The 25,856-nt window shown below is 58.8% G+C and carries 35 protein-coding genes; 16 read left to right on the top strand and 19 right to left on the bottom strand.

All coding sequences use genetic code 11. The features are described 5' to 3' along the window. Positions 1 to 5: 5 nt before the first annotated feature. Both GRI91_RS14305 and hemF read right to left on the bottom strand, forming a co-directional pair. Positions 6 to 2,090: a RelA/SpoT family protein gene (locus GRI91_RS14305; RefSeq protein WP_160737362.1), complete on the bottom strand. Its 2,085-nt coding sequence runs from the start codon at positions 2,088 to 2,090 to the stop codon at positions 6 to 8. A 121-nt stretch (positions 2,091 to 2,211) separates the two neighbouring features. After that, positions 2,212 to 3,069: an oxygen-dependent coproporphyrinogen oxidase gene (gene hemF / locus GRI91_RS14310; protein ID WP_160737363.1), complete on the bottom strand. Its 858-nt coding sequence runs from the start codon at positions 3,067 to 3,069 to the stop codon at positions 2,212 to 2,214. A 47-nt stretch (positions 3,070 to 3,116) separates the two neighbouring features. Here hemF and pdeM point away from each other — a divergent pair, with 47 nt between their 5' ends. The 3 genes from pdeM to GRI91_RS14325 all read left to right on the top strand — a co-directional run bounded on the left by pdeM (position 3,117) and on the right by GRI91_RS14325 (position 5,876). Further along, on the top strand, positions 3,117 to 3,809 hold the full coding sequence (gene pdeM, locus GRI91_RS14315; RefSeq protein ID WP_160737364.1) for a ligase-associated DNA damage response endonuclease PdeM: 693 nt from the start codon (positions 3,117 to 3,119) through the stop codon (positions 3,807 to 3,809). Between the two features lie 73 nt (positions 3,810 to 3,882). Next, on the top strand, positions 3,883 to 4,425 hold the full coding sequence (infC, locus tag GRI91_RS14320; RefSeq protein ID WP_160737475.1) for a translation initiation factor IF-3: 543 nt from the start codon (positions 3,883 to 3,885) through the stop codon (positions 4,423 to 4,425). Between the two features lie 149 nt (positions 4,426 to 4,574). Continuing rightward, on the top strand, positions 4,575 to 5,876 hold the full coding sequence (locus GRI91_RS14325; RefSeq protein ID WP_160737365.1) for a cystathionine gamma-synthase family protein: 1,302 nt from the start codon (positions 4,575 to 4,577) through the stop codon (positions 5,874 to 5,876). Positions 5,877 to 5,891: 15 nt separating this feature from the next. Here the strand turns inward: GRI91_RS14325 and GRI91_RS14330 are convergent, their stop codons facing one another. From GRI91_RS14330 to hisB, 13 genes are all read right to left on the bottom strand, one after another. Next, positions 5,892 to 6,425, bottom strand: a complete 534-nt coding sequence (locus GRI91_RS14330; RefSeq protein ID WP_160737366.1) for a J domain-containing protein — start codon at positions 6,423 to 6,425, stop codon at positions 5,892 to 5,894. A gap of 327 nt (positions 6,426 to 6,752) precedes the next feature. Beyond that, positions 6,753 to 7,256 (bottom strand): peptidoglycan-associated lipoprotein Pal, encoded by a 504-nt coding sequence (gene pal / locus GRI91_RS14335; RefSeq protein ID WP_160737367.1) that lies wholly within the window; start codon positions 7,254 to 7,256, stop codon positions 6,753 to 6,755. A 64-nt stretch (positions 7,257 to 7,320) separates the two neighbouring features. Next, positions 7,321 to 8,745 (bottom strand): Tol-Pal system beta propeller repeat protein TolB, encoded by a 1,425-nt coding sequence (gene tolB, locus GRI91_RS14340; protein WP_160737368.1) that lies wholly within the window; start codon positions 8,743 to 8,745, stop codon positions 7,321 to 7,323. A 2-nt stretch (positions 8,746 to 8,747) separates the two neighbouring features. Further along, positions 8,748 to 9,566, bottom strand: coding sequence for a TonB C-terminal domain-containing protein (locus tag GRI91_RS14345; protein WP_160737369.1), 819 nt, complete (start codon positions 9,564 to 9,566; stop codon positions 8,748 to 8,750). An 11-nt stretch (positions 9,567 to 9,577) separates the two neighbouring features. Next, positions 9,578 to 10,027, bottom strand: coding sequence for an ExbD/TolR family protein (locus GRI91_RS14350; protein WP_160737370.1), 450 nt, complete (start codon positions 10,025 to 10,027; stop codon positions 9,578 to 9,580). Further along, positions 10,027 to 10,731, bottom strand: a complete 705-nt coding sequence (gene tolQ, locus GRI91_RS14355) for a protein TolQ (protein ID WP_160737371.1) — start codon at positions 10,729 to 10,731, stop codon at positions 10,027 to 10,029. Before tolQ ends, GRI91_RS14350 begins: the two co-directional genes overlap by 1 nt. Then, positions 10,728 to 11,186 (bottom strand): tol-pal system-associated acyl-CoA thioesterase, encoded by a 459-nt coding sequence (gene ybgC, locus GRI91_RS14360; protein ID WP_160737372.1) that lies wholly within the window; start codon positions 11,184 to 11,186, stop codon positions 10,728 to 10,730. Before ybgC ends, tolQ begins: the two co-directional genes overlap by 4 nt. A gap of 93 nt (positions 11,187 to 11,279) precedes the next feature. After that, complete coding sequence (locus GRI91_RS14365; protein ID WP_160737373.1) at positions 11,280 to 11,657, bottom strand: histidine triad nucleotide-binding protein; 378 nt, start codon at positions 11,655 to 11,657, stop codon at positions 11,280 to 11,282. Next, positions 11,657 to 11,989 (bottom strand): phosphoribosyl-ATP diphosphatase, encoded by a 333-nt coding sequence (locus tag GRI91_RS14370; RefSeq protein ID WP_160737476.1) that lies wholly within the window; start codon positions 11,987 to 11,989, stop codon positions 11,657 to 11,659. Before GRI91_RS14370 ends, GRI91_RS14365 begins: the two co-directional genes overlap by 1 nt. 401 nt (positions 11,990 to 12,390) lie before the next feature. Next, complete coding sequence (hisF, locus tag GRI91_RS14375; protein WP_160737374.1) at positions 12,391 to 13,149, bottom strand: imidazole glycerol phosphate synthase subunit HisF; 759 nt, start codon at positions 13,147 to 13,149, stop codon at positions 12,391 to 12,393. Continuing rightward, on the bottom strand, positions 13,146 to 13,874 hold the full coding sequence (gene hisA / locus GRI91_RS14380; protein WP_160737375.1) for a 1-(5-phosphoribosyl)-5-[(5-phosphoribosylamino)methylideneamino]imidazole-4-carboxamide isomerase: 729 nt from the start codon (positions 13,872 to 13,874) through the stop codon (positions 13,146 to 13,148). The genes hisF and hisA overlap by 4 nt, the downstream gene beginning before the upstream one ends. Further along, the gene (hisH, locus tag GRI91_RS14385; RefSeq protein WP_160737376.1) at positions 13,871 to 14,500 is read right to left on the bottom strand and encodes an imidazole glycerol phosphate synthase subunit HisH; all 630 of its coding nucleotides are present in this window, start codon (positions 14,498 to 14,500) and stop codon (positions 13,871 to 13,873) included. Before hisH ends, hisA begins: the two co-directional genes overlap by 4 nt. Positions 14,501 to 14,506: 6 nt before the next feature. After that, positions 14,507 to 15,100 (bottom strand): imidazoleglycerol-phosphate dehydratase HisB, encoded by a 594-nt coding sequence (hisB, locus tag GRI91_RS14390; protein WP_160737377.1) that lies wholly within the window; start codon positions 15,098 to 15,100, stop codon positions 14,507 to 14,509. A 110-nt stretch (positions 15,101 to 15,210) separates the two neighbouring features. Between hisB and GRI91_RS14395 the strand changes: the two genes are divergently transcribed. From GRI91_RS14395 to gmk, 3 genes are read left to right on the top strand one after another with little or no spacing between them, the layout of a single operon-like run. After that, complete coding sequence (locus tag GRI91_RS14395) at positions 15,211 to 15,711, top strand: SspB family protein (protein WP_160737477.1); 501 nt, start codon at positions 15,211 to 15,213, stop codon at positions 15,709 to 15,711. Between the two features lie 48 nt (positions 15,712 to 15,759). Further along, positions 15,760 to 16,185, top strand: coding sequence for a hypothetical protein (locus GRI91_RS14400; protein WP_160737378.1), 426 nt, complete (start codon positions 15,760 to 15,762; stop codon positions 16,183 to 16,185). Between the two features lie 38 nt (positions 16,186 to 16,223). After that, positions 16,224 to 16,859 carry a guanylate kinase gene (gmk, locus tag GRI91_RS14405; protein ID WP_237437913.1) on the top strand — a complete coding sequence of 212 codons (636 nt, stop codon included), beginning with the start codon at positions 16,224 to 16,226 and terminating at the stop codon, positions 16,857 to 16,859. A gap of 105 nt (positions 16,860 to 16,964) precedes the next feature. On the opposite strand, the gene GRI91_RS14410 is transcribed toward gmk, so the two are convergent. Next, positions 16,965 to 19,064, bottom strand: coding sequence for a S8 family peptidase (locus GRI91_RS14410; RefSeq protein ID WP_160737379.1), 2,100 nt, complete (start codon positions 19,062 to 19,064; stop codon positions 16,965 to 16,967). A gap of 94 nt (positions 19,065 to 19,158) precedes the next feature. Here GRI91_RS14410 and GRI91_RS15900 point away from each other — a divergent pair, with 94 nt between their 5' ends. From GRI91_RS15900 to GRI91_RS14440, 7 genes are all read left to right on the top strand, one after another. Continuing rightward, the gene (locus tag GRI91_RS15900) at positions 19,159 to 19,506 is read left to right on the top strand and encodes a hypothetical protein (RefSeq protein WP_202385600.1); all 348 of its coding nucleotides are present in this window, start codon (positions 19,159 to 19,161) and stop codon (positions 19,504 to 19,506) included. Positions 19,507 to 19,767: 261 nt separating this feature from the next. Further along, positions 19,768 to 20,607, top strand: a complete 840-nt coding sequence (gene dapD / locus GRI91_RS14420; protein ID WP_160737380.1) for a 2,3,4,5-tetrahydropyridine-2,6-dicarboxylate N-succinyltransferase — start codon at positions 19,768 to 19,770, stop codon at positions 20,605 to 20,607. A 91-nt stretch (positions 20,608 to 20,698) separates the two neighbouring features. Then, positions 20,699 to 21,058 carry a hypothetical protein gene (locus GRI91_RS15905; protein ID WP_202385602.1) on the top strand — a complete coding sequence of 120 codons (360 nt, stop codon included), beginning with the start codon at positions 20,699 to 20,701 and terminating at the stop codon, positions 21,056 to 21,058. A gap of 8 nt (positions 21,059 to 21,066) precedes the next feature. Next, positions 21,067 to 21,294 carry a hypervirulence associated TUDOR domain-containing protein gene (locus GRI91_RS14425; RefSeq protein ID WP_160737381.1) on the top strand — a complete coding sequence of 76 codons (228 nt, stop codon included), beginning with the start codon at positions 21,067 to 21,069 and terminating at the stop codon, positions 21,292 to 21,294. Continuing rightward, the gene (locus tag GRI91_RS14430; protein ID WP_160737382.1) at positions 21,294 to 21,485 is read left to right on the top strand and encodes a DUF3008 family protein; all 192 of its coding nucleotides are present in this window, start codon (positions 21,294 to 21,296) and stop codon (positions 21,483 to 21,485) included. The genes GRI91_RS14425 and GRI91_RS14430 overlap by 1 nt, the downstream gene beginning before the upstream one ends. An 8-nt stretch (positions 21,486 to 21,493) precedes the next feature. Continuing rightward, a complete protein-coding gene (locus GRI91_RS14435; RefSeq protein ID WP_160737383.1) occupies positions 21,494 to 21,937 on the top strand; it encodes a DUF1810 domain-containing protein in 444 nt (147 codons plus the stop codon). A 4-nt stretch (positions 21,938 to 21,941) separates the two neighbouring features. After that, a complete protein-coding gene (locus GRI91_RS14440) occupies positions 21,942 to 22,406 on the top strand; it encodes an ion channel (protein WP_160737384.1) in 465 nt (154 codons plus the stop codon). Positions 22,407 to 22,425: 19 nt separating this feature from the next. Here the strand turns inward: GRI91_RS14440 and GRI91_RS14445 are convergent, their stop codons facing one another. After that, positions 22,426 to 23,682: a dipeptidase gene (locus GRI91_RS14445; protein ID WP_160737385.1), complete on the bottom strand. Its 1,257-nt coding sequence runs from the start codon at positions 23,680 to 23,682 to the stop codon at positions 22,426 to 22,428. Between the two features lie 119 nt (positions 23,683 to 23,801). Between GRI91_RS14445 and GRI91_RS14450 the strand changes: the two genes are divergently transcribed. The 3 genes from GRI91_RS14450 to GRI91_RS14460 are packed head-to-tail and all read left to right on the top strand — an operon-like array spanning position 23,802 to position 24,939. Continuing rightward, a complete protein-coding gene (locus GRI91_RS14450) occupies positions 23,802 to 24,092 on the top strand; it encodes a DUF427 domain-containing protein (protein ID WP_202385603.1) in 291 nt (96 codons plus the stop codon). Continuing rightward, positions 24,089 to 24,526, top strand: coding sequence for a cupin domain-containing protein (locus GRI91_RS14455; RefSeq protein ID WP_160737386.1), 438 nt, complete (start codon positions 24,089 to 24,091; stop codon positions 24,524 to 24,526). The genes GRI91_RS14450 and GRI91_RS14455 overlap by 4 nt, the downstream gene beginning before the upstream one ends. Further along, positions 24,523 to 24,939: a DoxX family protein gene (locus GRI91_RS14460; RefSeq protein WP_160737387.1), complete on the top strand. Its 417-nt coding sequence runs from the start codon at positions 24,523 to 24,525 to the stop codon at positions 24,937 to 24,939. Before GRI91_RS14455 ends, GRI91_RS14460 begins: the two co-directional genes overlap by 4 nt. Here the strand turns inward: GRI91_RS14460 and GRI91_RS14465 are convergent, their stop codons facing one another. Together GRI91_RS14465 and GRI91_RS14470 are read right to left on the bottom strand one after the other, a co-directional pair. Next, positions 24,940 to 25,191 (bottom strand): SWIB/MDM2 domain-containing protein, encoded by a 252-nt coding sequence (locus tag GRI91_RS14465; protein ID WP_160737388.1) that lies wholly within the window; start codon positions 25,189 to 25,191, stop codon positions 24,940 to 24,942. A gap of 44 nt (positions 25,192 to 25,235) precedes the next feature. Then, complete coding sequence (locus GRI91_RS14470) at positions 25,236 to 25,838, bottom strand: YbhB/YbcL family Raf kinase inhibitor-like protein (RefSeq protein WP_160737389.1); 603 nt, start codon at positions 25,836 to 25,838, stop codon at positions 25,236 to 25,238. Positions 25,839 to 25,856: the final 18 nt, after the last annotated feature.

Below are 25,856 nucleotides of genomic sequence, written 5' to 3' on the forward strand. Positions count from 1 at the left end.
AACGCCTAAATACGTTCAGCCTGCGCTACTGCATCAGAGGCCCGTAATGCGCTCAGAATGCGGGTCAGATGCGCCAGATCCTGCACTTCCAGATCGACATCATAGGAATGGAACGGGCTTTCGCGCTGGAAGAATAACAGATTGATCACATTGGCATGGTTTTGCGCAAAAATGCCGGCCATTTCCGCCAGCGTTCCCGGCCGGTCATACAGCATCGCCCGCAGCCGCCCGACAGCGCCGCCGGAGCGTTCGCCCCATGACAGATCGACCCAATCCGCGCCCTCCTGCTCCGCCAGTGCGAGACAATTGATCGTGTGCACTTCCACATTGCAATCCGGCTTGCGCAACCCGACGATCCGGTCCCCCGGCACGGGGTGGCAGCAATCGGCAAGGTCGAAGGCCATGCCCGGCGTCATGCCCTTGATCGAAATCGACCGTTCGCGGCGCGGCTCTTCGGGCAAATCTGCCGTACTGCCCGGCACCAGAGCCTCCATCACCTGGCGATCGGTCACCTTCGCCGACCCCACCGCATACATCAGGTCCTGCTCATCCTCGAGCTCCAGCCGCTCTACGGCCAGACGAATGGCCTTCTTGCCGATTTTGGCCGGGACACGGTCGGCTATTTCCTCAAACAGCTGCTGACCGAGATCAATCATCTCGGCGCGTTCTTTCATCCGCACGGACCGGCGAATGGCCGCGCGCGCCTTCCCGGTGACAACAAAGCCCAGCCATGACAATTCCGGCCCGGCGTTGGCGCCCTTGATGATTTCGACAACATCGCCGTTTTGGAGCGACGTTCTGAGCGGCATGTGGCGGCCATTGATCTTGGCCCCAACTGTCTGCGCGCCCAGATCGGTATGCACGGTGAAAGCAAAATCGACCGGAGTGGCGCCTTTGGGCAGCTGAAACAAAGCCCCCTTGGGGGTGAAGGCAAAAATCCGGTCCTGATAAATCGCCAGCTTCGTATGTTCGAGCAGCTCTTCGGCGTCCTGACTCGAATCCACGATTTCCATCAAATCGCGTAGCCAACCGACCTGCCCATCCGGACGGTCCCCGCCCTGCTTATACGCCCAATGCGCCGCCAGTCCGAATTCATTGAGGCGGTGCATTTCCCGTGTGCGGATCTGCACTTCCACCCGCATGGACCCGGCATAAATCAAGGATGTGTGCAGGCTGCGATAGCCGTTGCTCTTGGGGGTAGAGATATAATCCTTGAAGCGCCCCGGCACCATTTGCCAATTGCTATGCAACACGCCCAGCGCGCGGTAACAATCCTCGGACGTGTCGGTCAGCACCCGGAACGCCATGATGTCGGTGATCTGATCGAAGCTGACATGCCTTTCGGCCATCTTTTTCCAGATGGAATAGGGGTGCTTCTCCCGCCCCGACACTTCTACGCTCACATCGGCTTCAGCCAGCGCCTGCTTGATCTTCAGCGCGATCTCATCAACCTGGCCGCCTTCCTGGCTGCGGATATATTCCAGCCTGCCGGTAATGGTGGAATAGCCCTCGGGCTCAAGCTGTTCGAAAGCGAGCAACTGCATTTCGCGCATATATTCATACATGCCCACACGCTCGGCCAGCGGGGCATAGATATCCATGGTTTCGCGCGCGATGCGGCGACGCTTTTCCGGCTTTTTGATGAAATGCAGCGTGCGCATATTGTGCAAGCGGTCGGCCAGTTTGACCAGCAGCACGCGCAGATCCTCGCTCATCGCGAGCAGGAATTTGCGCAGATTTTCAGCCGCCCGCTCATTCTCGGGCATTTGTTCGATCTTGGACAGTTTCGTCACACCGTCCACCAGACGCGCGACCTGAGGCCCGAAATTCGCCTCAATATCCTCGATCGTTGCCAGCGTGTCTTCCACCGTATCGTGGAGCAAGGCGGTGATGATCGTTTCCTGATCCAGTTTCAGATCAGTCATCAACCCCGCCACTTCGACCGGGTGGCTGAAGTACGGATCGCCACTGGCGCGCTTCTGCGTGCCATGCTTCTGCACGGTATAGACATAGGCGCGGTTGAGCAGAGCTTCATCCGCGTCGGGGGCGTATTCCTTGACCCGTTCGACTAGTTCATATTGGCGCAGCATATCAGGGCCGATGATGTGGCGATTTCCCGCCGGTTTACAACAAAAAGGATGCTTATCAGCATTACACTGAACGAATCTTAATCATGCACGCCTATTTGCACATGATCCGTGACGTTATGGATCAGCTCCAATTGGCCTCCGGCGGCAGGCTCATCAAAATGGCATCGATATTGCCGCCTGTCTTCAGGCCGAACAATGTGCCGCGGTCATACACCAGATTGAATTCCGCGTAGCGGCCGCGCCATTCGAGCTGCTGACGCTTTTCCTCCGGCGTAAATTCCATGCCCATCCGGCGGCGCACAAGGCGCGGAAATACGTCCAGAAATGTCGTGCCGACATCCTGCGTGAAGGCGAAGTTGCGTTCCCACTCGGCATCATTGCCGCATTCGAGATGGTCGTAGAAAATGCCCCCCACACCGCGCGATACGTTGCGATGCGGGATGAAGAAATAATCATCCGCCCATTTGCTGAAACGTTCGTAATAGGTCGGATTATGCTTCGCGCAGGCGGCGCGGAAATTGGCATGAAACTCCTCCGTATCCTCCTCATAGGGGATCGGCGGATTGAGATCGGCCCCGCCACCAAACCACGCCTTGCTGGTGGTCAGGAAGCGGGTGTTCATATGCACCGCCGGCACATGTGGATTGGCCATATGGGCGACCAGGCTGATGCCGGTTGCGGTAAAGCCGGGATTGTCCTCTGCGCCATGGATCGTCCGGGCAAATTCGGGGGAGAATTGCCCTGAAACGGTGGAGACATTCACGCCCACTTTTTCGAAGACCTTGCCCTTCATCACACCGCGAACACCACCCCCGCCTTCTTCGTCATCGCTTTCCGTGCTGCGATTCCACGGCGTATAATCGAAGCTGGCATCGCTGCCGGCCTCGCGCTCGATATCTTCGAAGGTGGCGCAAATCCGGTCCCTCAGGCTCTCGAACCAGTCTTTTGCGCGATCGGTGTGGGCGGTCCAGTTTTCCATAATGTCATCCGCTTGCCATTTGTTCTGCTTTACGGCAAGGAATTGCCATGGTTCCCGTTTCGTTCGCTCAGGATGAATTTGCCCTCACCAGCGCCAATGCGCTCTATTGGCCCAAAGAGCAGGCTCTGCTCGTGGCGGATCTGCATCTGGAAAAAGCAAGCTTCTATGCCGGGCACGGACAGATGCTGCCCCCCTATGACAGCCGCGAAACGCTGGACCGATTGGCGAGAGCCATTCGTGAAACCGGCGCACGGCGCGTTTTCACGCTGGGGGATAATTTTCATGATGACGGAGGAGCCCGCCGGCTCGAACCCTATGCCGCCGGAATGCTGCGCGCGCTGACACTGTCGACCGACTGGATATGGATCACCGGCAATCATGATTCGGAACTGACAGAGGGTGATAAATTGGGCGGAGCAGTGGTGGATTCGCTAGAAACCGGCGGTATTCACTTACGTCATCAGGCGCAGGAGGGAGAAAAGCGGCCGGAAATATCTGGTCATTATCACCCCCGGCTCCATGTCACGCTGCGTAACCGGCCGGTCAGGAAACCTTGCCTCGTGCATGGCTCGGGCAGCGCCGAACGCCTGATTTTGCCCGCTTTTGGCGCGCTGACCGGCGGAATGAATGCGGCCGATCCGGCCATCGTACAGGCAATGCAACCGGCTGATACGATCATGGCGATGCTGCATGCGAAGGGTAAATTGCTGCATTTCCCCTTGTGGAAACGGGCAACATAACGGGAACCCCTTTCTAATTTGAAAGATTGCCCTTAAATACAGCTCAAGTTTAACGGATACAGGAGACCCCACAATAGCTCGTCCACCTCGGCGCTCATTATCGCCCCCCGTCAAAAGCGGGCCGCGCTTCGATAATTTCATCAAAGTCGACACAGTCCGCGTCATCGATGGCGATGGTGAAAATCTCGGCGTCCTCAACACACGTGATGCAATGGAACGGGCGGCTGCGGTCGGCCTGAACCTGGTCGAAGTCGCGCCCAATTCCGATCCGCCCGTCTGCAAGTTCCTCGATGTCGGCAAATTCCGCTACGAGGCGCAGAAGAAGGCGAACGCAGCACGCAAGACGCAGAAGACCCAGGATATTAAAGAGGTCAAAATGCGTCCCAACATCGACACGCATGATTATGATGTGAAGATGAAGAACGTGACCAAGTTCATCGAACAGGGTGACAAGGTCAAGATCACGCTGCGTTTCCGCGGACGGGAAATGGCGCACCAGCAACTTGGCATGGATTTGCTCCGCCGGGTGCAGGAAGACGTTGCCGAAATAGCTAAAGTGGAAGCCTATCCCCGCCTTGAAGGCCGGCAGATGCTGATGGTTCTGGCGCCGAAATAAGCGCCGCACCAGCACCGGATAAGTGACTTCAAACGGTCTGCCGCAACCATGTGGCGGGCCGTTTGTCTTATGGCGTATCCCCTTGAAGTGGGCAGTTTTTCCCAGAAGGGCGATTGGCAAGCGCCGGCCAGGCGGTTACATATGAAATCATGTCCGAAAAAACCGACAATGCGGCCAGCCGCAATGCTAGCGCAACAGGCAAACCAGCTGTTCAGCCCTCAACTGCGATGATGGGCCACGGTTTTACGCCGTCGCTTTCAGAAGGCGCGCTGAAACCCCCGATCTTCCTGACATCCACCTTCGCTTTTGAAAGCGCCGCCGCGGGGAAACGCCATTTTGAGCGTATTACCGGACTGACTGAAGGCGACGCCGAAGGCTTGGTCTATTCGCGCTTTAACGGTCCCAATCAGGAAATATTGGAAGACCGGCTCAGCCTGTGGGATCAGGCCGAGGATTCGCTTGTCTTCTCCTCCGGCATGTCGGCCATTGCCACATTGCTGCTCGCCCATTGCAAACAGGGCGATGTCGTGTGCCATTCCGGCCCGCTCTATGCCGCAACGGAAAGCTTCATCGGCAAGATCTTGCGGAATTTCGGCATCACCTGCGTCAATTTTCCCGCCACGGCAACTCGCGCGGAGGTGGACCAGGCGATCGCCAAGGGCCGCGCATTGGCGCAGGATCAGGGCGGCAGGCTGGCCATGATCTTCCTCGAAACCCCAGCCAACCCCACCAATGCGCTGGTGGATATCCGCGCGGTGCATGATGCCCGCTCGATGGCGTTTGATCCGGCCGACACCGTGCCACCTATCGCAATCGACAACACATTTCTGGGACCGATCTGGCAAAAGCCGCTGGATCACGGGGCCGATCTGGTGGTCTATTCCCTGACAAAATATGCCGGGGGCCATTCCGATCTGGTGGCAGGCGGGATTTCGGGTGAGCGGCGCCTGCTCGACCCGATCCGTGCGCTCCGCAATGTGATGGGCACAATCTGCGATCCGCATACATCCTGGATGCTGCTGCGCAGTCTGGAAACGCTCGAAATCCGGGTGCAACGCGCGACCCAGAATGCCATCGCGGTGTGCGAAGCGCTGAAAAGCCATCCCAAGATCGAAGACATAGGGTTTTTGGGCCTGCTGCCCGATGGCCCACGCAAAGAATTGTATCAACGCCAGTGCACCGGCCCCGGCAGCACATTCTCGCTCTTCATCAAGGGCGGCGAAGCGGAGAGCTTCCGCTTTCTGGATGCGCTTCAGGTTGCCAAGCTGGCAGTCAGCCTTGGCGGAACCGAAACACTGGCCAGCCATCCCGCCAGCATGACGCATATCTCGGTCCCTGATGACCGAAAGCGTGCATTGGGGATTACGGATAATCTGGTGCGGATTTCAGTCGGGATTGAAGACCCGGATGATCTGATTGCAGATTTCCAGCAGGCGCTCGAACAGGTGTGACGGGCTAGTCAGCCCTCACCCCTTCCATTCCCGCCGGTCCTGCGCCTGCTTCAGCACATCATAGGCCAGCTGATAGGCCTGAAACTGCTTGGCTGCCTCGGCATCACCCGGCTTCACGTCGGGGTGCACTTCCTTGGCCTTGTTGCGCCAGGCTTTCTTGATCATGTCGAAATCCGCATCGGCTTCCAGCCCCAGCATATCCAGCGCACGCATCTCATCCGCGCTGCGGCTGCCATCGCCGGATCCGGCCCAGCCATAATGCTGGGATTCGGCATAGCCTTGATTATCGCGTTGCTCAGCCTGCGCGCGCTCCTTCGCCTCTGCCTTGTCCAGCCCTTCGAAATAATCCCATTTCGAATTATATTCGGCGGCATGCTTCTGGCAGAAATACCAGCGGTCAGGGCTGTTGGGTGCCTTCGGCGCCGGGCAATTGCCGGCATCATCGCAGCCATGCCGATCGCAAATGCGCACATTCGTCGCCTCTCGCGAGCTGCCATAGCTTCGCCAGCGAGGAAAACCCCAATCGAGCGAACGCCGCGCCTTGGCCATCAGATACTACCCTTATGCATTGTGCTAATGTGGCGTGAAAACCGCCGGATTCCAAGTGCCCTGGCCATTTTCGGTCAGAAAGAACCAATGGTGCCTTGCCAGAAGGCCACACCAAGCTTGAGCGGTCCCGAGATTTGGTGATGGCGGTACAGAGTGGTCGTGCTGCTCTTGACCACCCGCAGGCGCCGCCGCACGGCACCGGCCGTACTTGAAACCGCAGACAGCCCCCTGAATCAAACAAAAAGGCGCGCCGATAGGGATCAGCGCGCCTTTGATTTTGAAGAAAAGGCGCGCCCTTGGGCCTGCCTCTTCCCCTTCAGCCAGTGATCAATTGACCACCACAGTCACAGCGCGGCGGTTTTTCGCCCATGCCTGCGGGTTGGAACCGGTCGCAACCGGACGTTCCTTGCCGTAGCTGATGGTCGAAAGACGCGTCGACGGAACTCCCAGGCTCACCAGGTAATTCTTCGCAGCGGTGGCGCGGCGTTCACCCAGAGCAAGGTTGTAATCGCGCGTGCCGCGTTCATCGGCATGGCCCGCCACAGTGGCATTGGCCGAGGGATATTGCAGCAGATACTGTGCCTGCTGACGCAGCGCTGCCTGATCTTCAGCATCGATATCGTATTTGTCCGTGTCGAAATAGATCACGTCCTGACCCATCATCGCCTGGCTGAAATGCGCCTGCGTACCCGGCTGCGGCCCAGTCGGCGCAGGTGTGGGTGCCGGTGCCGGTGCAGCCGGCGGCGGTGGCAATTCTTCAGGTGCTTTTTTCGCACAACCGGCCAGCGCAATAGCCGCTGCCATCGTAACTCCAGTAACCAGATACCTCATGCTACTCTCCTTTTAGGCACCTTATCCTGCGGATTGTGCCCCCTGACTCAGACCTACAACGCATTCAGGGCAAAACCGGTCCCCATGCCGGATCGGAAGCTCCGACCGGCGTAGGAAGTTCCCGGAGGTTCCGCCCTGTCAGATCGACTTGCCAGATCGATGTTTTACCCGAATTGGGCGCTGTCCGGAAAAACTGGACGATGCGGCCATTGGGGGACCAGGTCGGTGCTTCATCCTGCCATCCATTGGTCAGATGACGCATGTTGCCGCCGCTGGGGCTCATCACGGCGACCCGAAGATCCCCCGCAATATGGGTGAATGCAATCTGGTCTCCACGCGGGCTCCACTCGGGGGTCGCGGCGCGGCCTCCGAAAAAGCTGATCCGGCGCTGGTTCGAACCATCCGCATTCATAATGTAAATTTGCTGACTGCCCGAACGGTCGCTTTCGAACACGATCTTCGACCCGTCGGGCGAATAGGAGCCACCGACATCGATGCCGGGATTATCCGTCAGCCGCTCGCTCTGCCCACCATTCGCCGAAACGCGGTAAATGTCCGTGTTGGAGCCTTTGGCCATGGAATAGAGAATCCATTTGCCATCGGGTGACCAGCGCGGGGCAAAAGCGGGATAATCGCTCTGCACAATCAACCGCTGCCGCCCGGTGCCAATATCATAGATATAGATCCGCGGATTGCCGTTCAGATAGCTGAGATACACAATCTTCGAATAATCGGGCGAATAGCGCGGCGTGAGCGCAGTCGCCTGACCGCTGGTGATGAAACGATGATTGGCACCGTCAGAATCCATAATGGCGAGCCGTTTAACACGGTTATCTTTGGGACCGGTTTCGGCGATATAGGCAATCTTACTGTCGAAAAACGGATCTTCGCCCGACAGCCGCGAATATACCAGATCGGCGCATTTATGCGCGGCGCGGCGCCAGTCGGCGGGCTCAACGACCCAGCCTGCCTTGTCCAGCTGATCCTGCAGGGCAACGTCATAGAGATAGCAGCCGACCGTTAGCCGGCCGTCACTGCCCGCGCGCACATATCCATGGACCAGCATTTCGGCAGAGCGGCCGCTCCATACGGCATAGTCCGGCGCCATGATCCGGTCATAGGGTGGGCGCGGCAGGGCATCCGGCCCCACAGGGCGGAAGAGGCCATTATTGCGCAGATCCGCCGTGATGACCCGGGCAAGCTCCAGACCGAGCGCCGCGGTCCCTTGCGAATTGGCCGGGGTCGGTACATCCTGATTGGTCGCGAAAGCCGGTATGGCAATGCCAAGATCGCGCCAGGCATTGTCGTCCGAGACGACCACGGACAGGCCGCCGGCATCATCCTGCTGGGCAGCGGCACTATCGCCAGCTTGCGCGGCCGGGGCGGCGGTGGATGATGGCGGCGTTTCCACCGGTGATGATGGGCTCTGGGCCAGAGCTGGTGCGGCAATCAGAAATGCCGAAACACAGGCAGCAAAACGAAGGATCATGACTACAGCCTTCTGTCGAATTGGGATGTGATGACCTTCCACTTATCATAGAACTGGTCGGGAAGGTTAAAGGGTGCGGCGAGACGGATCGCGCGGATGGCCTGTTCGGCATGCCTCGATTTCTGCGTCTCATTGGTGGCATTCACGCCCGATTGCCGGACGATTTCAGGCGTTCCGGCCAGACTGCCATCGCGGTTCAGCCGGAAGCGCACGATGGTCACCAGCAATTCGGCATCCGGCCCCTGCGGAGCCGTCCAATGGGGCTTCAGCTGGCGCGTGATCGCCTGCCCCAGTGAGGCTTGCTGCGCGGGGCCAAAATTATCCGCTGGGGAACCTGCGCCATCGCGTTCGCCAGAGCTGGTGCCGGCAAGGAAATCATCCCCGATGCGGCTGCCGCCACTGGGCTCCCGCTTTGCCGGTTGCGGTTTTGGCTTGGGCTCAGGTTTGGCCACCGGTTTGGGGGACGGCTTTGCACTTGGCTTGGGTTGCGGTTTTGGCTCCGGCGGACGCTCAACGGGCCGAGGCACCGGCTGCGGCACGGTGCGTTCAACAATTTCGGGCGGCTGCTCCACCACCGGCATGGGCTCAGGCTGGTCAGACAGTTCGGGCGCGATGGAGGCTTGCGGCGTTGCCGAAGCATCAGGCGCCGTGGATTCGAGCGATACCTGATCCGCAAAGCTGACCGACATGCGATTGGGTTCAGGAATTGGCTGACGATCCGTATCCTGCAGCATCAACACGCCGACCAGCGCGATATGCGCAGCCAGAGCCACGCCGAGCCCGAGACGTTCTTCACTGGAAAGATGCGCGAATACTGCCATTTTATGCCGGGTTATGGCGCGTCAGATGAACCCTGGGTGACCAGGGAAATACTGTTGAAACCGGCGCGATTAAGCTCCCCCATAACCGCCATGACCCGGCCATAATCGAGCACTGTATCCGCGCGCAGGGTAATCAAGGGCTGCTCACCCGACGGACGCGACAGCGCGGCCAGCGCTCCGGGCAAGCCGCCGCGCTCCACCAATGTGTCGTCAATATAGATAAAGCCCGAGGAATCGATCGAGATGGTAATCTGATCTGGCTCCTGATCCAGCGCATTGGCGCGGCTATCGGGCAGTTCCACGGGCACACCCGTCGCCAGCATCGGCGCGGTGACCATGAAGATGATCAGCAGCACCAACATCACATCCACCAGCGGGGTGACATTGATTTCCGCCATTGGCGCACGGCGGGAGCCGCGTCCCCGTCCCCGCCGAGATGCCGACATTGCGCCCATAGCCATCAGGCACCGTCCATTTCACGGCTGATCTGCGCATGAACACGGTCGCCAAAGCGCTGCATTCCGGCTTCGATGCCGTTCACCGTGTGATTGAAGCGGTTATAGGCCACAACGGCGGGAATTGCGGCAAACAGGCCAACGGCGGTAGCGAACAAGGCTTCTGAAATACCTGGAGCAACGACGGCGAGCGAGCTGTTCTGCTGCGAACCAATCTGGAAGAAGCTGTTCATGATGCCCCAAACGGTGCCGAACAGACCCACGAAAGGTGCAACCGAGCCCGTGGTGGCGAGAAAGTTCAGCCGGTCTGCCAGACGGTCACTTTCCGCCGCGACCTGCCCCTCCATCGCCTGCGCCACACGCAGCCGCGTGCCTTCGCGGTCAAATTTGGCACCGCTGGTGGACAGGCGCAATTCATCCATTCCGGCCTTCGCCACCCGCGCAGAAGGGGTGGAGGACGCACGTTTGGTGGAAATCAGCTTTTCCGGATCATCATGACCCCAGAAATCCTCTTCAAACTGGGCATTGCGCCGTTTCAGGCGGGCCGCACGCATGAGGAAACCGATAATGATCGTCCATGACCAGATACTGGCCACGATCAGACCGATCAGCACCACCTTGACGACAATATCGGCATCGAGAAACAGCTGCCACGGATCCAGACGGGTCGGCGGAACCGCTGTTGCTGCCAGATAAGAAAGCGAGGTCATGCAGGATCTTTCGAAAGGGTGAGCGTTTCAAAGGCCTGACGCCAGGCCTTGGGCTGCCGGCGGGGCCGACCATCAGGAGCAACGAAACCAACACGGATATGCGCTTCAGCCAGCAATGTCTCCTCTCTGAAGGCACGCTGGGTCAAACGCACGCTTGCCGCTTTGAGTTCCGTCGCCACAGTGCAAACAATAATGACATCATCAAGTCGCGCCGGCGCCAGATAGCGAAGCGACAAATCGGCGACGGCATAGGCACCTTCACCCGTCTCCACCGCGCTGCGCTGATCTATTCCCAGCAATCGCAGCATGTCCGAACGCGCGCGTTCGAACCAGCGCAGGTAATTGGCGTGATAAACGATCCCCGACAGGTCCGTATCTTCATAATAGACCCGGACCGGGAAACGGTGGAGCCCTTCGTCAAAAATACCAGCGGGTGGTTGCGGCTGTTGTGTCATCTCTTCAAGCCCTTAGCCAAGGCGAACGGCACCCGGCACGCAGCTTCGACCAGACGGGTTACAATAGCGACCAAATGCAGCGCCGGATCATTTTCAGACCGCGATCATCCGGCCAAGTGGCTGCCCGCCGAACAGGTGAACATGCAGATGCGGCACTTCCTGCCCGCCATGCGCGCCAACATTGGCCAGCAGGCGATAGCCATCCTCCACCAGATCATGCTCCCGCGCGACATGGCCGACCGCGCGGATGAAGCCGGTGATCTCCTCCGCCGATGCTGTGGCGGAGAAATCATCCCAGCTGACATATCGCCCCTTGGGGATCACCAGAATGTGCAGCTTTGCCTGCGGCGCGACATCGTGAAAGGCCAGCGCCCAGTCATCTTCATAGACTTTGCTGGCCGGCACTTCGCCGCGCAGGATGCGGGCGAAGATATTGTCATCATCATAAGGCTGGGTGGGATCGATCGCCATCACGCTTCCCCTAATGTGTTTTCGGTCCGGGCTGCTTTTTCGGCAATGCCCGACGTGCCTTCACGCCGTTCGAGCTCGGCCATGACATCGTCCAGACTGATATCTTTCGCAGCCAGCAGAACCAGCAGATGGAACAGCAGATCAGCGCTTTCGCTGATCACGTCCTTTCGCTCCCCCGAAAGGGCGGCGATAACCGTTTCCACAGCCTCTTCACCGAGCTTCTGCGCCATCACCGGCAATCCCCGATGATTGAGCTTGGCAACATAGGAGGTGTCGGGCGATGCGGTGCGCCGCTCCGCAATGATTTGTTCGAGACGATTGAGCATAGTCATAGCCATTTGCAATGCGGCCAAGCAGCCTTTGGGTCAAGCGGCTGCGAACCGCCACAGGGGCTCAAATCGTCGCCCCTGTCACGCGTGGATAGCTTTTTTATGCGTTTAGGTGCCCCCGGCCAATACGGCCAAAACCTTAGGCCGTAAACACATATACACCACCGTCGAGGTTTGAGGCAAAATGGTCAACGCAAGGAAAGAAGGCGTGGGAATATGTCGATATTTCAAGGCTTCTTGACGCAGCGGTGGGCCAATTTGACCAAATCGCTTGGCGACGCCCAAATGGCTTCCCTCTCGAACCAAACCGCCCTTGGTAAGGCAAACAGCCTTCCCGGCGGGCGCTTTGCCCCGATATGTTCGCCATTTGGGCGCCTCGATGGTGCTGTATATGCGTTTACGGCCTAGCCGCGTGCAGGCAGCCCGGCGGCGCGCAAAGCCGCATGCGCATCGGAAATCGAATGTTCGCCAAAATGGAAGATCGAGGCGGCCAGAACGGCGCTGGCATGGCCTTGCGTCACACCTTCCACCAGATGATCCAGATTGCCCACGCCGCCGCTGGCGATTACCGGCACGCTCACCGCGTCGGCAATGGTACGGGTCAGTTCAAGGTCGTAACCTTTTTTGGTCCCGTCGCCATCCATCGATGTGACCAGCAATTCGCCCGCCCCCAGTGCAGCCAGCCGCTTGGCATGGTCCAGCGCATCGATCCCGGTGGGACGACGGCCGCCATGGGTATAGATTTCCCAGCCATCGCCGCTGCGGCGCGCATCGACCGAGGCGACCACACATTGGTTGCCCATTCGCTCGGCAATTTCCTTCACCACTTCCGGGCGGGAGACCGCGGCAGAATTGATAGCCACCTTGTCAGCGCCAGCCAGCAGCAAAGCGCGGGCATCCTCCACCGATCGCACACCGCCGCCCACGGTCAGCGGCATGAAACACACCTCTGCCGTACGGCGGACGATATCAAGCAAGGTGCCGCGGCCTTCATGGCTGGCCGAAATATCGAGAAAGCACAGCTCATCCGCACCCGCCGCGTCATAGGCCTGCGCCTGCTCCACCGGGTCGCCGGCATCACGCAGATCGACGAAATTCACGCCCTTCACCACGCGGCCTTCCGCCACGTCGAGACAGGGGATCACGCGGACACGAACAGTCATGCCTGTTCCGCCATTTGCAGCGCCGCGGCCAGATCGAGGCGGCCATCATAGAGAGCGCGGCCTGTGATCACGCCTTCAATACCGTCTGACGCATGGACCGAAAGCAGACGAATATCACACAGGCCCTTCACGCCGCCACTGGCGATGACGGGCATATTGGTCTGCCGCGCGAGATCGACCGTAGCGTCGATATTGCAGCCTTTCAGCAGACCATCGCGGCCAATATCGGTGAAGAGCAAGCTGGCGACGCCGGCATCTTCGAACCGACGGGCGAGATCGGCCACCGGCACGTCGGACACATTGGCCCAGCCTTCCGTGGCGACCATGCCATCACGGGCGTCCACCGCCACGACGATGCCATTTTCCCATTCGCGCGCCATATCCTTGACGAATTGCGGATTGCTGAGCGCCGCGCTGCCGATGACGAGCCGGCTGACACCCAGATTGAACCAGCCCTCCACCGCCTCTGGCGTGCGGATACCGCCGCCTAGCTGCACATGACCGGGGAATTCGGCAATAATCGCCTCGACCGCTTCCCGATTGCGGCTCTCACCCGCAAAAGCACCGTCCAGGTCAACCACATGGAGGTGTCCGGCCCCGGCAGCGGCGAAGAGCTTCGCCTGCTCAGCCGGATTATCGCCATAAACGGTCGCGCGATCCATATCCCCTTCGGCCAGGCGAACCACCTGCCCCTGTTTCAGATCAATGGCGGGGAAGACGATCATGGCTGCCACTCCAGAAAACGATGTAATAAAGAAAGCCCGTAGGTCTGGCTCTTCTCAGGATGAAATTGCACGCCCAGCAAATTGTCACGCGCAACCGCCGCCACCAGACCGCCGCCATGATCCGTCATCGCGGCAATATCGCGGCCATTATCGGGCGCAAAGTGATAGGAATGCAGGAAATAGGCTTCGCCCGCCTCAATCTGTTCCGCGCCGTCATGATGCGGCATGGGGGACACATCGTTCCACCCCATATGCGGAACTTTCACGGCAGGGTCGGTCCGCTCGATCAGGGCGACTTCACCCGGTATCCAGCCCAGCCCTTCGCTCGTGCCATGTTCAAGCCCGCGCGTCGCCAGCAATTGCATGCCGACGCAGATGCCCAGAAAAGGGACGCCTCCGTCCATCACCCGCTCTTCCAGCGCCTCGACCAGACCATCGATCGCCTTCAGCCCTGCTGCACAGGCACGAAAACTGCCCACTCCAGGCAGGACAATCCGGCTGGCCCCGCGCACCAGATCAGGATCCGCCGTCACAGTGACATGTTCCGCGCCCGCAGCGCGAAGCGCGTTATGCACCGAATGCAGATTGCCTGCGCCATAATCGATCAGCGCGAGTGCCTCAGCCATAAATGTTCAGCCCCCCAGCTGGCCTTTGGTGGATGGAATGGCGTTCCCCTTGCGCGGGTCGCTTTCCACGGCTGTGCGCATGGCACGCGCGAAGCCTTTGTAAATCGCTTCGCAGATATGGTGGTTGTTCTGCCCGTATAGCAGCTCGATATGCAGGGTTATGCCGGCGGTCTGGGCAATGGACTGGAACCAGTGTTCAATCAGTTCCGTATCCAGTTCGCCCAGCTTTTCCTGCGTGAACGCAGCATTCCAGACCAAAAAGGGCCGGCCGGAAATATCCAGCGCCACCCGGGCGAGCGTTTCATCCATCGGGGAGAAAGACGATCCGTATCGGCCAATGCCAGCCTTGTCCCCCAGCGCCTGAGAAATCGCCTGGCCCAGCGCCAGCGCGCTGTCTTCCGTGGTGTGATGCTGGTCAACATGCAGATCGCCATCGACCTTCATGGTGACATCGATCAGGGAATGGCGGGAGAATTGCTCCACCATATGATCGAGAAACCCGATCCCTGTCGAAATGTCATATTGCCCCGTCCCGTCGAGATTGACCTCAACGAGTATCTTGGTTTCGCTTGTATTGCGTTCGATCCGGCCTGTGCGCATGCCTTGCCTATAAGCAGATGAAACAGGGAATCAATCGCCAGCAACACAGATTGCGGCCTAGGCTCTGTTTCCGCTTGACCGACCAGCTTGCCATCGCCACTCATGCTGGCATGAGCGACAATACGCCTGACAGCCTTATTCCCTATGACGAAATCGTGCAGGAAGCCCTGCGGGATGTGGTCGGCCGCGTGCTGGGTGAAGTCCAGCATTCCGGTGGCACACTCCCCGGGAACCACCATTTCTACATCACTTTCAAGACGCATGCGCCGGGGGTTTCGATCCCTTCGCATCTGACAGAACGCTTCCCGGACGAAATGACCATCGTCCTGCAGAACAAGTTCTGGGATCTGACCGTGGATCAGGATGGTTTTTCCGTGGGGTTGAGCTTCAACCAGATCCCGAGCATTCTGCAGGTGCCCTTCTCCGCCATCACCGCCTTTGTTGATCCGGCGGTGGATTTTGGCCTGCAATTTCAACCTGCTGAGTCGGACCTTGATGCCCGTGCCGATGGCGACATTGCACCAGATGAAGCGGAACAGGCAGAAGCCCCGAGTGTTGAAAAGGAAGACGGCTCCAACGTGGTAACGGTGGATTTCGGCCGTAAGAAGTAAACGCCGCCCTGCACTCCGCCGTGCCGGGCGCAGCAACAGGGGCAGATTATGGATGAGCGTAGCAAACCGCAAAAATTAACCGGCAAAGGCGCGCGCCAGATCCGCAAGACACTCGACAAAACCCGCGGCGGCCTGCGCAAGGTGCCGGGGCCGAGCACCAATCCTGCGACCAATCTGATGATTGCCGATATCGGTATGCGCACCGCATCCATGCTGTTCCGCAGAACGATGGAAAAGGGTCTGCTGCGCGCACGCTTCACCCCCGAAAAGGCAAGAGAAGTGGTTGAGGGGCGTACTCTTGGGCGCACATTGGCGACGGTCGCCATTTCCAAAGTGGCAACCCGGTCCGTTCCCGGCGCTGTTTTGGTCGGGGGCAGCATTCTGGCCAAGATCATTCTGGATCGCAGTGTCAGCCGCCGCCAGGCCGAACGCGAAGGTGACGCCGCGCTGGAAGAACAGGCAAATCAGGACTGACTCTTGATTTTGCCTGCCCCCCTGCGCCATCAACGCGCATGACCGAATCCGACACGCTTCATCGCCGCGGGCTGATGTTTATCCTGAGCTCGCCCTCCGGCGCGGGCAAAACCACGATCGCGCGTAAACTTCTGGCGCAGGATGACCGCATAAAGCCATCCATTTCCGCCACCACCCGTCCTATGCGGCCCGGCGAAGTGGACGGAGAGGATTATTATTTCGTCGATCGCCCGACCTTTGATCAAATGGTCGAAGACGGCGCGTTTCTGGAATGGGCGGAAGTGTTCGGCAATTGCTATGGCACACCGCGCGCAGAAATTTTCCATGGCCTGAAACATGGCCATGATTTCCTGTTCGATATTGACTGGCAGGGCACACAGCAATTGCATCAGCGCGCAGAGGCGGATGTCGTGCGCGTATTTTTGTTGCCGCCCAGTATTGATGCTCTGGAAACCCGCTTACGTGGACGCGGTACTGATAGCGACACTGTGATCGCCGACCGGATGGCCCGCGCCAAAGCCGAAATCAGCCATTGGGATGCCTATGATTATGTCGTCGTGAATGATGATATGGAACATTGCTTTGCCGAAGTTTCGCAGATTTTGCATGCCGAGCGGATGCGCCGGACGCGTCAGACCGGACTGGTCGATTTCGTCCGCAAGCTGACGCGCTGAGCGACCGGACGGTCAAACGCTCCAACTTCTGCCTACACAAGACCAAACGGCTCCCAATTTGCGATTGCAGATTGAGAGCCGACATTGGCGAAAGGGCCCCTTTCCTTAGAAACCGCGCGACCAGCGCAGGCCAACACCCTTATCCGCGGGCAATTGCGCATAATGGCCCGGCTCATGACGAAAGAACACACTGGCCGACGCATGCCCGGACCACAGCGCACCGCTCCATGCCAATTCGCCCATCAGTTCCCGTCCATTCGGGCTGAGGGACAGGCTCTGCACGGCATAGCGTGCGCTGTTGCTGGCATAATCATAGGCTACGGGCAGATTGAAATTCAGTGCCCCGCCGTTAACCCGCAAAGGTTGAGACACACGGAAGCCAATCCGGTCGTTTTGGGCGAACACCCCGGCTCGCTCCACATCGAAGGACCATGCCTGCGTCATCAGGCGCGATCCATCTGCCAGCAAACCGCCCTGAGGCGTGGTTTGCCCCAGACGCATAGCCGCGCCGAGACGCCATTTGCGCGCGAAGTTCCAGCCAGCCTCTGCATCAACAAACATGGTTTGCGCGCCCTGAAGTCCGAAACCATCATGGAAACGCGCGCCGAGAACACTGTTGTCTTCATCAATCAGGGACAGGCCAAGGGCGGTGCTGAGATTGCCGAAACGCCGATCCAGTGACAGACCAAAACTGCGCACCCGATCGCGCTGTTGCAGGCGCTGAACATCTATCACCGGGTCGAGCGTATTATTGACCGTTTCACCCATCTCAGCCCGGGCAGTCAGACCCCATGCGCCAAATTGCCGGCGTGCAGCAATGGCTGCATCCGTGGTTCGATAAACCCCGTCATCACCGCCTGCACTGCGCGCCACCATGAAGGCCGGGCGGTCCTGCCCCTGCAATTGTGCGGCCAGACCATCGGCACTTTCGGAAAAGGCAAAACCAACCTGCATATCGGGCGCCAGGCGCATCGTAACGCGGCCGGCGAGAACACGAGCGGCTTCGGCATCTTGCTGGGCCAGTTGCAGCGATCCTGTCTGCGGCTGACGCATGGCATCGCCAGAGGCATCAATGGTGAAGGCCACCGACATATTTCCTGAAGCAGCACCGACTGCGCGGCTATGCCCGGCAAGTGCCCCCTGTAATCGCTGACTGACAGGTGCAGATTGGAAGGAGGAACTGAGATTGACGTCATAGGCGCGGCTATATTTATCCAGCACCACAGCCGCCAGCGACGCTGCCGAAATCGCATCGCCCATGGCAGGCGATGTGGTCCCAGCCAGTGCCGACAGCGGAAAGGCTTCGCTGCTTTCGGCCAGACGGGTCACTCCTTGCGGGGCAAATGCCTCCGCAACATCCAGCACTCCCCGACCATATTGCTCATCCGTGCCCGCAGCACCGGCATCATGGGCGGTTTCGAGCAACAGCTGGGCAATTTGCGCACCTGTCAGATTGGGGAATGCCTGTGCCAGCAAAGCTGCCGCACCGGCGACTTGCGGTGCCGCAAAGCTGGTTCCCTGCAGCAAATATCTGGTGCCATTCTGCTCATAGATCTGGCCATCTTCATAGACGCAGCAAACCAATCCTCCGCGCGCCATGATGAATTGAGATGTCCCAGCCCCCGCACGGTTGCTGAAGCTGGAAATGCTACCATCTTCATCAATGGACCCGACGATAAGAACGCCCCCTGCAGCATCATCCGCGAGGCTGAGCGCAAAACCATCAGGATCGGCCCTGCCATCATTGCCTGCCGCGACAACCACCAGAACACCGGCGTTCACCGCATCCTCCACGGCGCGTTGAAGGGCCAGGCTGGCACGGCTCCCGCCAAGCGAGAGGTTAATCACCTTCGCGCCATTGTCGGCGGCATAGGTGACCGCATCGGCGATGGTCGAATTGGCAAATGAGCAGTTCGTGTTTGAAGACGTAGGATTATCTGCACCGCAGGAGCCCGGAGTATCGGCACGGAGCGCCATGATGGTCGCATCCCAGGCCATTCCCAAAATGCCCGAACCATTGCGCGCCGCAGCCGCGACAAGTGATACATTGGTCCCGTGATCGTCCGTAGCATTCACGCCGCGTGTGTCGACACCGTCGAACATGTCCCGCGAAAATGCCGATATTCTGCCCGCAAATTCGGGGCTGTCCACATCGATGCCGGTGTCCACCACGGCGATCGTGACACCGTCTCCCGTATGCCCCAAATTCCAAGCGGTCGCTGCGTTATGTTGCCCCGGGCCGTCAGACCGACGGAACTCGGCTGTATTATATTGAGGCGAAACAAGTACCGGAGTTGGATTGTTGGACGCCGCCGGCGTGGGAGTAGGGGTAGGGGTAGGGGTAGGGGTGGGTGTGGGCGCAGGTGTCGGCGTAGGTGTGGGAGTAGGCGCCGGTGTGGGTGCAGGTGATGGCGTAGGCGTAGGTGATGGCGTAGGCGTAGGTGATGGCGTAGGCGTAGGCCTAGGTGTCGGCGTAGGTGTGGGTGTCGGCGTAGGCCTAGGCGTAGGTGTGGGTGTAGGTGTAGGTGATGGCATCGGAGTCGGGTTGGGGCTCGGCGTGCTGATGGTGCCGCCGCCGCTACTGCCACCACCACAGGCAGAAAGTACGACAAGCGCCGACAATGCAACACTGCTCGCCAGAGTGTGAGGTTTAAGCCCGCGATAAGTTGGGATGCGACTCCGAAACATTGGCATTCTCCTGTGTCCGGGCAGTATTATTTCTTATTCCCGGACCTCTATCCGAGCAGAATATATTGAAAAATCGGTAAATTTACGGTCGCGCACTTCATTATTAACCCTGCTTCACCCGCCTAAAGGGCCTCTCCTATTGCCCAAAAAAGCGCTTCAGAGTACCCGCCGCAACCATAAAGAACGATAAAGACCGTGTTTGAAATCAGGAGAAATAACCGTGTCCAGTCAGCTTGCCTCCGCTATCGATGCCGCATGGGAAAACCGGGCCGACGTGACGCCACAAAGCGCGGATGTTCGCAAAGCGGTGGAAGAAGCGCTGTCGCTCATCGATGCGGGCAGTGCCCGCGTGGCCGAGCCTGACGGAAATGGTGGCTGGACTGTCAATCAGTGGCTCAAGAAAGCCGTCCTTCTGTCTTTCCGCCTGAATGACAATGAAGTAATTGAAAACGGGTCCGCCGGCACGCCCGGCTTTGACAAAGTGCCCAGCAAGTTCACCAATTGGGATGAGGCACGTTTCCGCGCAGCCGGTTTTCGCGCTGTTCCCGGCGCTGTTGCCCGTCAGGGCAGCTTTATCGGCAAAGGCGTGGTGCTGATGCCCAGCTTCGTCAATATCGGCGCCTATGTGGACGAAGGGACCATGGTCGACACCTGGGCGACCGTCGGCAGCTGCGCCCAGATTGGCAAGAATGTGCATATTTCGGGCGGCGCAGGGATCGGCGGCGTGCTTGAGCCACTGCAGGCCGACCCGGTCATCATCGGTGACGGCGCCTTCATCGGCGCCCGGTCCGAAGTGGCCGAAGGCGTGCGCGTCGGCGAAGGTGCTGTGCTCTCCATGGGCGTCTATCTCGGTGCCTCGACCAAGATCGTGGATCGCGCCTCCGGTGAAATCCACATGGGCGAAGTACCCCCCTATGCCGTGGTCGTGCCCGGCACCCTGCCCGGCAAGCCACTGCCCGACGGCACGGCTGGCCCGTCGCTCTATTGCGCCGTGATCGTCAAGACGGTGGATGCGCAAACGCGTGCCAAGACCGGGATTAACGAACTTTTGCGAGCCTGAACAAAAAGCTGTACGAGGAACCAATTCCGCTCGTAAACGGTTTCTCTCTCAAGCTCGGCTTGGGGCGAAGTGAAATACGGGGAAGGCCGAAATGGAAACTGAAGACAACAAAGTTCATATGGAAACCGACCAGGCACGAAGTGGGTCAACACCCCACATCGTGCGCTGGATTCTGGTTATCAGCATCGTTCTGGCCGCTGGCCTGCTTTCGATTATCTGGATTACCGGCGCGGTTGACCATGACGAATCTGAAGAAGAGGTCAGCGCCACCGTTCAGAATGAATCGATCGCGCAGGAAGATGAAACTAACGGCGCCGTTGCAGGCGACGCTGCGAACACTGGCGACATGGTCACCGGCGACACTGAAGCGCTCACCGACAACACCATCGGATCAGAAGGCGGACAGAGCAAGACCGAGATGGAAAATGACCTCGAGGTCATTGAGAATTAATTCCATCCATGAGTAACACCAACAGTTTCCAGACCGGGCAATACGTCCAGTGGAATTGGGGCAGCGGGCAGGGAACCGGTAAAATTACCGAGCGCTTCGAACGTGATGTCGAGCGCACCCTGCAAGGCTCCAAAGTCACGCGCAATGGGACCGAGGATGACCCCGCTTATCTGATCCGTCAGGAAGATGGGGACGAAGTTCTCAAGCTCGGTTCGGAACTGGAGGCAAAAGACTGATGCCAGCAAAATCCAAAGCACAGCAAAGGGCGGCGGGTGCCGCTTTGTCGGCCAAGCGCGGCGACACCAAAGTGTCCGACCTTCAGGGCGCATCCAAGCAGATGTATGATTCCATGTCGGAAGATGAGCTGGAAGATTACGCCAGCACGGATCGCAAAGATCTGCCCGAAACGGCGGATGACGATAGCTGATCTTTACCTTGGCGGATGCTGACACTCTGAACCGCTTTGTCGAAGCTCAAAACCAGGATTTCACCTATCAAAGGGCGTTGTCCGAGCTGACAAAGGGGCGAAAACAGAGCCACTGGATGTGGTTCATTTTTCCGCAGATCGCCGGCTTGGGACGCAGCCAGATGGCGCAGCATTATGCCATCCAGAATCTGGCAGAGGCCGAACGCTATCTGTCCCATCCCATTCTGGGGCCGCGGCTCAGAGAATGTACCGCAGCGATTCTGAGCTGGGCGGGACGGAAAACTGCGGTGGACATACTGGGCCACACAGATGCGATGAAACTGCATAGCTGCATGACCTTGTTCCATGAGGTCAACACAGCCCCTGCACCATCCACCACCGATGATTTTTCGCAAGCGCTGACATGCTTTTTCGACGGCGTAAGCGACGAAGCCACACTGGCGCGGATATAGATAGGTGGATTCAGCCGTAAATAATCAGGTTCTTGAAGCGACATTCAACGCCCAATTGCTGATTGGCGCCGGTATGATCGCTCTGTGCGTGGTTATCCATGGCATGGGGCTGTTTACCCTCCAGCGACTGCTGCAGCGTGACAGTGTCCTGAATAGAATCGACAAGGCTCAGCCGCTGTCCTTTCACGGTGCGACCTTTACCGTAGCAACCGTGTTTGCCCTGATTCTGGTCCACTTCGTTCAGATATGGTGCTTCGCCTTCCTGTATGATTATCTGCACGCAGTCAGCTCTTTCGAAGATGCGCTCTATTTCTCTACCATCAGCTACGCCACGATTGGTTTCAGCGATGCGCAGATCGCCGAGCAATGGCGCCTTCTCGCCGCACAGGAAGGGATTGTCGGCGTTATTCTAATGGGCTGGTCAACGGCGTTCTTTGTTCGGATTCTCGGCCGGTTGGAGGGCCGCTAAGACCCTCCCCCTTCCAGATTCAGCCGTCGTGTTCCACTGAATACTCAATCGGCAAATCATCAGCATGCGCCGCAGTGTAGGCCTCGACCGCCTTCAACACCCGCAGCATATTACCGCTTGAGATCTTTTCCAGATCAGCCTTTGAATAGCCGCGCTGGGCCAATTCGATGAACAAGGCCGGATATCCTGACACATCTTCCATCCCCACCGGGCCGGTTTCCATGCCGTCATAATCCCCGCCCAGCCCGATATGATCGATCCCGGCTATCGCGCGGATATGATCGATATGATCGGCCATGTCGGATATGGTCGCCTTCGGCTCGGGATGGGCTGCATCCCACTCTGTCAGCCCCGCACTGAACAGTTCAGGCTGCCCCTGCCATAATGTCGCAAGGCGTGCCTCCTCGGCCTTGCGATTGGCGTACCATTGCCGGGCAGCCTCCGACAAATAGCCCGGTAGCCCGACCACCATGACTATACCGCCATTGTCCTTCAGCTTGCGCAGCACGGCATCGGGAACGTTGCGGGCATGGCCGTTTACGGCCCTCGCCCCGGAGTGGCTGAACATGGCCGGAGCGCCCGCCACCTCCAAAGCGTCCATCATGGTCGCCTCGCTGACATGGCTCAGATCGACCAACATGCCGATGCGGTTCATTTCACGCACCACGTCCTTGCCGAATTCTGTCAGACCATCATGCTCGGGATCATCGGTGGCGCTATCTGCCCAGGGCGTATTACGCGAATGGGTCAGCGTCATGTAACGCACGCCAAGATCGTTCATTTGACGCAAAACGGCGAGCGACGATCCGATCGAATGGCCGCCCTCCATACCCAGCAAAGACGCGATCTTGCCTTCCGCAAAGGCTTGTTCGACATCTTGTGAGTTGAGCGCCAGCACCAGGTGATCAGGATATCTGGCCACCAGCCGCTTGGTCACGTCAATTTGTTCCAGTGTGGCCTGCACGGCTTCTGCTTCCGGCAAAGCCGCGCTGACATAGACCGACCAGAATTGTGCGCCGACCATCCCCTCGCCCAAACGCGCCAGATCGGTATGCATCATCCGCGGAGCATCCGCGCCGGTATCGCTGGTGTCAGCGAAATCGAAATCACTGATCACATTGCCAAAACGGGCGCGGAGCTGAATGGGAACATCATTGTGGCCGTCCCACACCGGGGCCTCTTCCAACGCAGCACGCGCGGTCTGCTCCGGGCTTTGTGCCACAGCGGGGGTCGATGCAATTGCCAGAGCGGCCACGGCCAGCGCGGAAATCTTCATATCGCTATTCCCTCAATCGGTCTGTCTGATGGCACAGTCTAACCGGCATTCGGCACTTGGCAACGGAACTGCACCGGCCCGTCACGACTTTTGCTCTGTACTCTCAGAGGAGAAATTCCATGGCGATGCAGGCAATCTGGAACGATCAGGTAATCGCGCATAGCGACGATACGGTGGTGATCGAGGGTAATCATTACTTCCCCGCGGAAGATGTCGACCCTTCCGTGCTGCTGAAAAGCGACACCACAACCAGCTGTGCGTGGAAGGGTGAGGCGCATTATTACACGGTCGAGGTTGATGGTGAGCGACTGAGTGACGCGGCATGGTATTACCCGGAGCCGTCGGCAAAGGCCGCAAATATCCGCGGTCGGATTGCATTTGGGGCGGATATAGAGATTATTGAGGAATGAGCGATGCCCAAGCCCTGATCGAGAAACTGGACCTCAAACCCCATCCAGAGGGTGGCTGGTTCAAGGAAACATGGCGCGACGCGGCTGAGGCGGGCGTTCGGTCTCGGGCTACCTGTATCCACTTCCTGCTGCAGGCCGGGCAGCGATCCCACTGGCACACAGTGGATGCGAGCGAGATCTGGCTTTACCATTCCGGCGACCCGCTGAAACTGTCACTGGCGGAGAGTGATGCCGGACCAATAAGGGATGTCGAATTGAGCGCCGATGTGCTGCGCGGCGGGCAGCCGCATCATGTAATCAAACCGCATGAATGGCAGGCCGCGGAGCCAATGCCCGGCCCGCATGGCTATACGCTGGTATCCTGCATCGTTGCCCCCGCCTTTGAATTTGAGGGCTTTACACTGGCGGATACCGGGTGGGAGCCAGGCGCATGATCCGCAGCGGGCTCCGCGTTATCCTCGCACTTTTTTATCTGGTGGCGGGCATTTTTCATCTGGCAGCGCCAGAGCCATTTTTGAGCATCATGCCCAGTTTCATTCCCGCGCCAGAAGCCGTGGTGGCATTGACCGGAGTGGCCGAACTGGCGGGATCAATCGCCCTTATTCAGCCCTGGTCGGACACGCTGTGCCGATGGGCGGGGATTGGGCTGGCGCTTTACGCGCTGTGCGTATGGCCGGCCAATATGAATCATTTTGCGCTGGATATGGCAAAACCCGATGGCGGGCTTGGTCTTGGCTATCATATTCCGCGCATGATAGCGCAACCGATCCTGATCTGGCTTGCCTTGTGGACGGGGCGGGCCATGGACTGGCCCTTTGCCCCCGCCCGCAAGCGCGACCAAATCTGATCAGGTCAGATGTTTTGAGACGGCCGCGGTCATCTTGAACATCGAAATCCGTTCTTTGCCGATCACGCCGCCGAGTTTGTCGTCAGCTTCGATCATGCGTTTGTCTTCTTCTACCTGAAGCCCTTTGGCCTTGATATATTCCCACACTTTGGACGTGACTTCTGCGCGGGTCATTGGCCCCTTGCCGATGACTTCCTCCAATTGGGGGGAAAGCTGAACCGGCTTGCTAAGGGCATTGTTGGCTTTGGCCATGGGCCTCTCCTGTCTTATTGATATTACGCGAAAAACAAACGACGTCAGAGCGCGTCGTCATCGTCCTCCCACACCTCTTCACTATCGTCCTGATGCTGATAGGTTCCAGTCAATATGGCTGCGGCCACGATCCGCCCTTCCATTTCCTTATGCAGCTGAGCGCGCGAGGCACCGGGCATGAGGACCAGCGGCAGATCAATCGCAAAGAGCTGAAACACGTAATCATGCGGCCCGTCTTCCGCCGGCGGGTTGGGCAGCAGCCATTCGGAATTCTTTTGCGCGTTCTTGCCCACACGCGGCGGATTTTCGCCTTCGAGCAACTGCCCCTTTTGCGGCGGCAGGCCCCACACCACCCAATGACAGAGCGCATCATCGCCCGGCGCATCGGGGTCTTCGACGATCAGCACCAGCTCCTGCGCACCGGCGGGCGGCGGCGTCCATTCCAGTGGCGGGGCCACGGCATCCTCTTCCTGAGCGGTGAAGCACGGATCAAGCTCCTCACCATTCACAAAGGCCGCCGATTTCAGACTGAAGCCACCCTTGTTGAGCAAATCTGCACTCCCCATTCGGGCAATCGTCAGATTCGCGTGACCTTCACGCGCATTGGGAAGTTCTTTTTTAAGCCAGGCGGGGACGTGATCGGACATATCGGTTTGGATCCTCTT

Origin of the sequence: Altericroceibacterium endophyticum (assembly GCF_009827595.1) — a bacterium.
GTDB lineage: Bacteria > Pseudomonadota > Alphaproteobacteria > Sphingomonadales > Sphingomonadaceae > Altericroceibacterium > Altericroceibacterium endophyticum.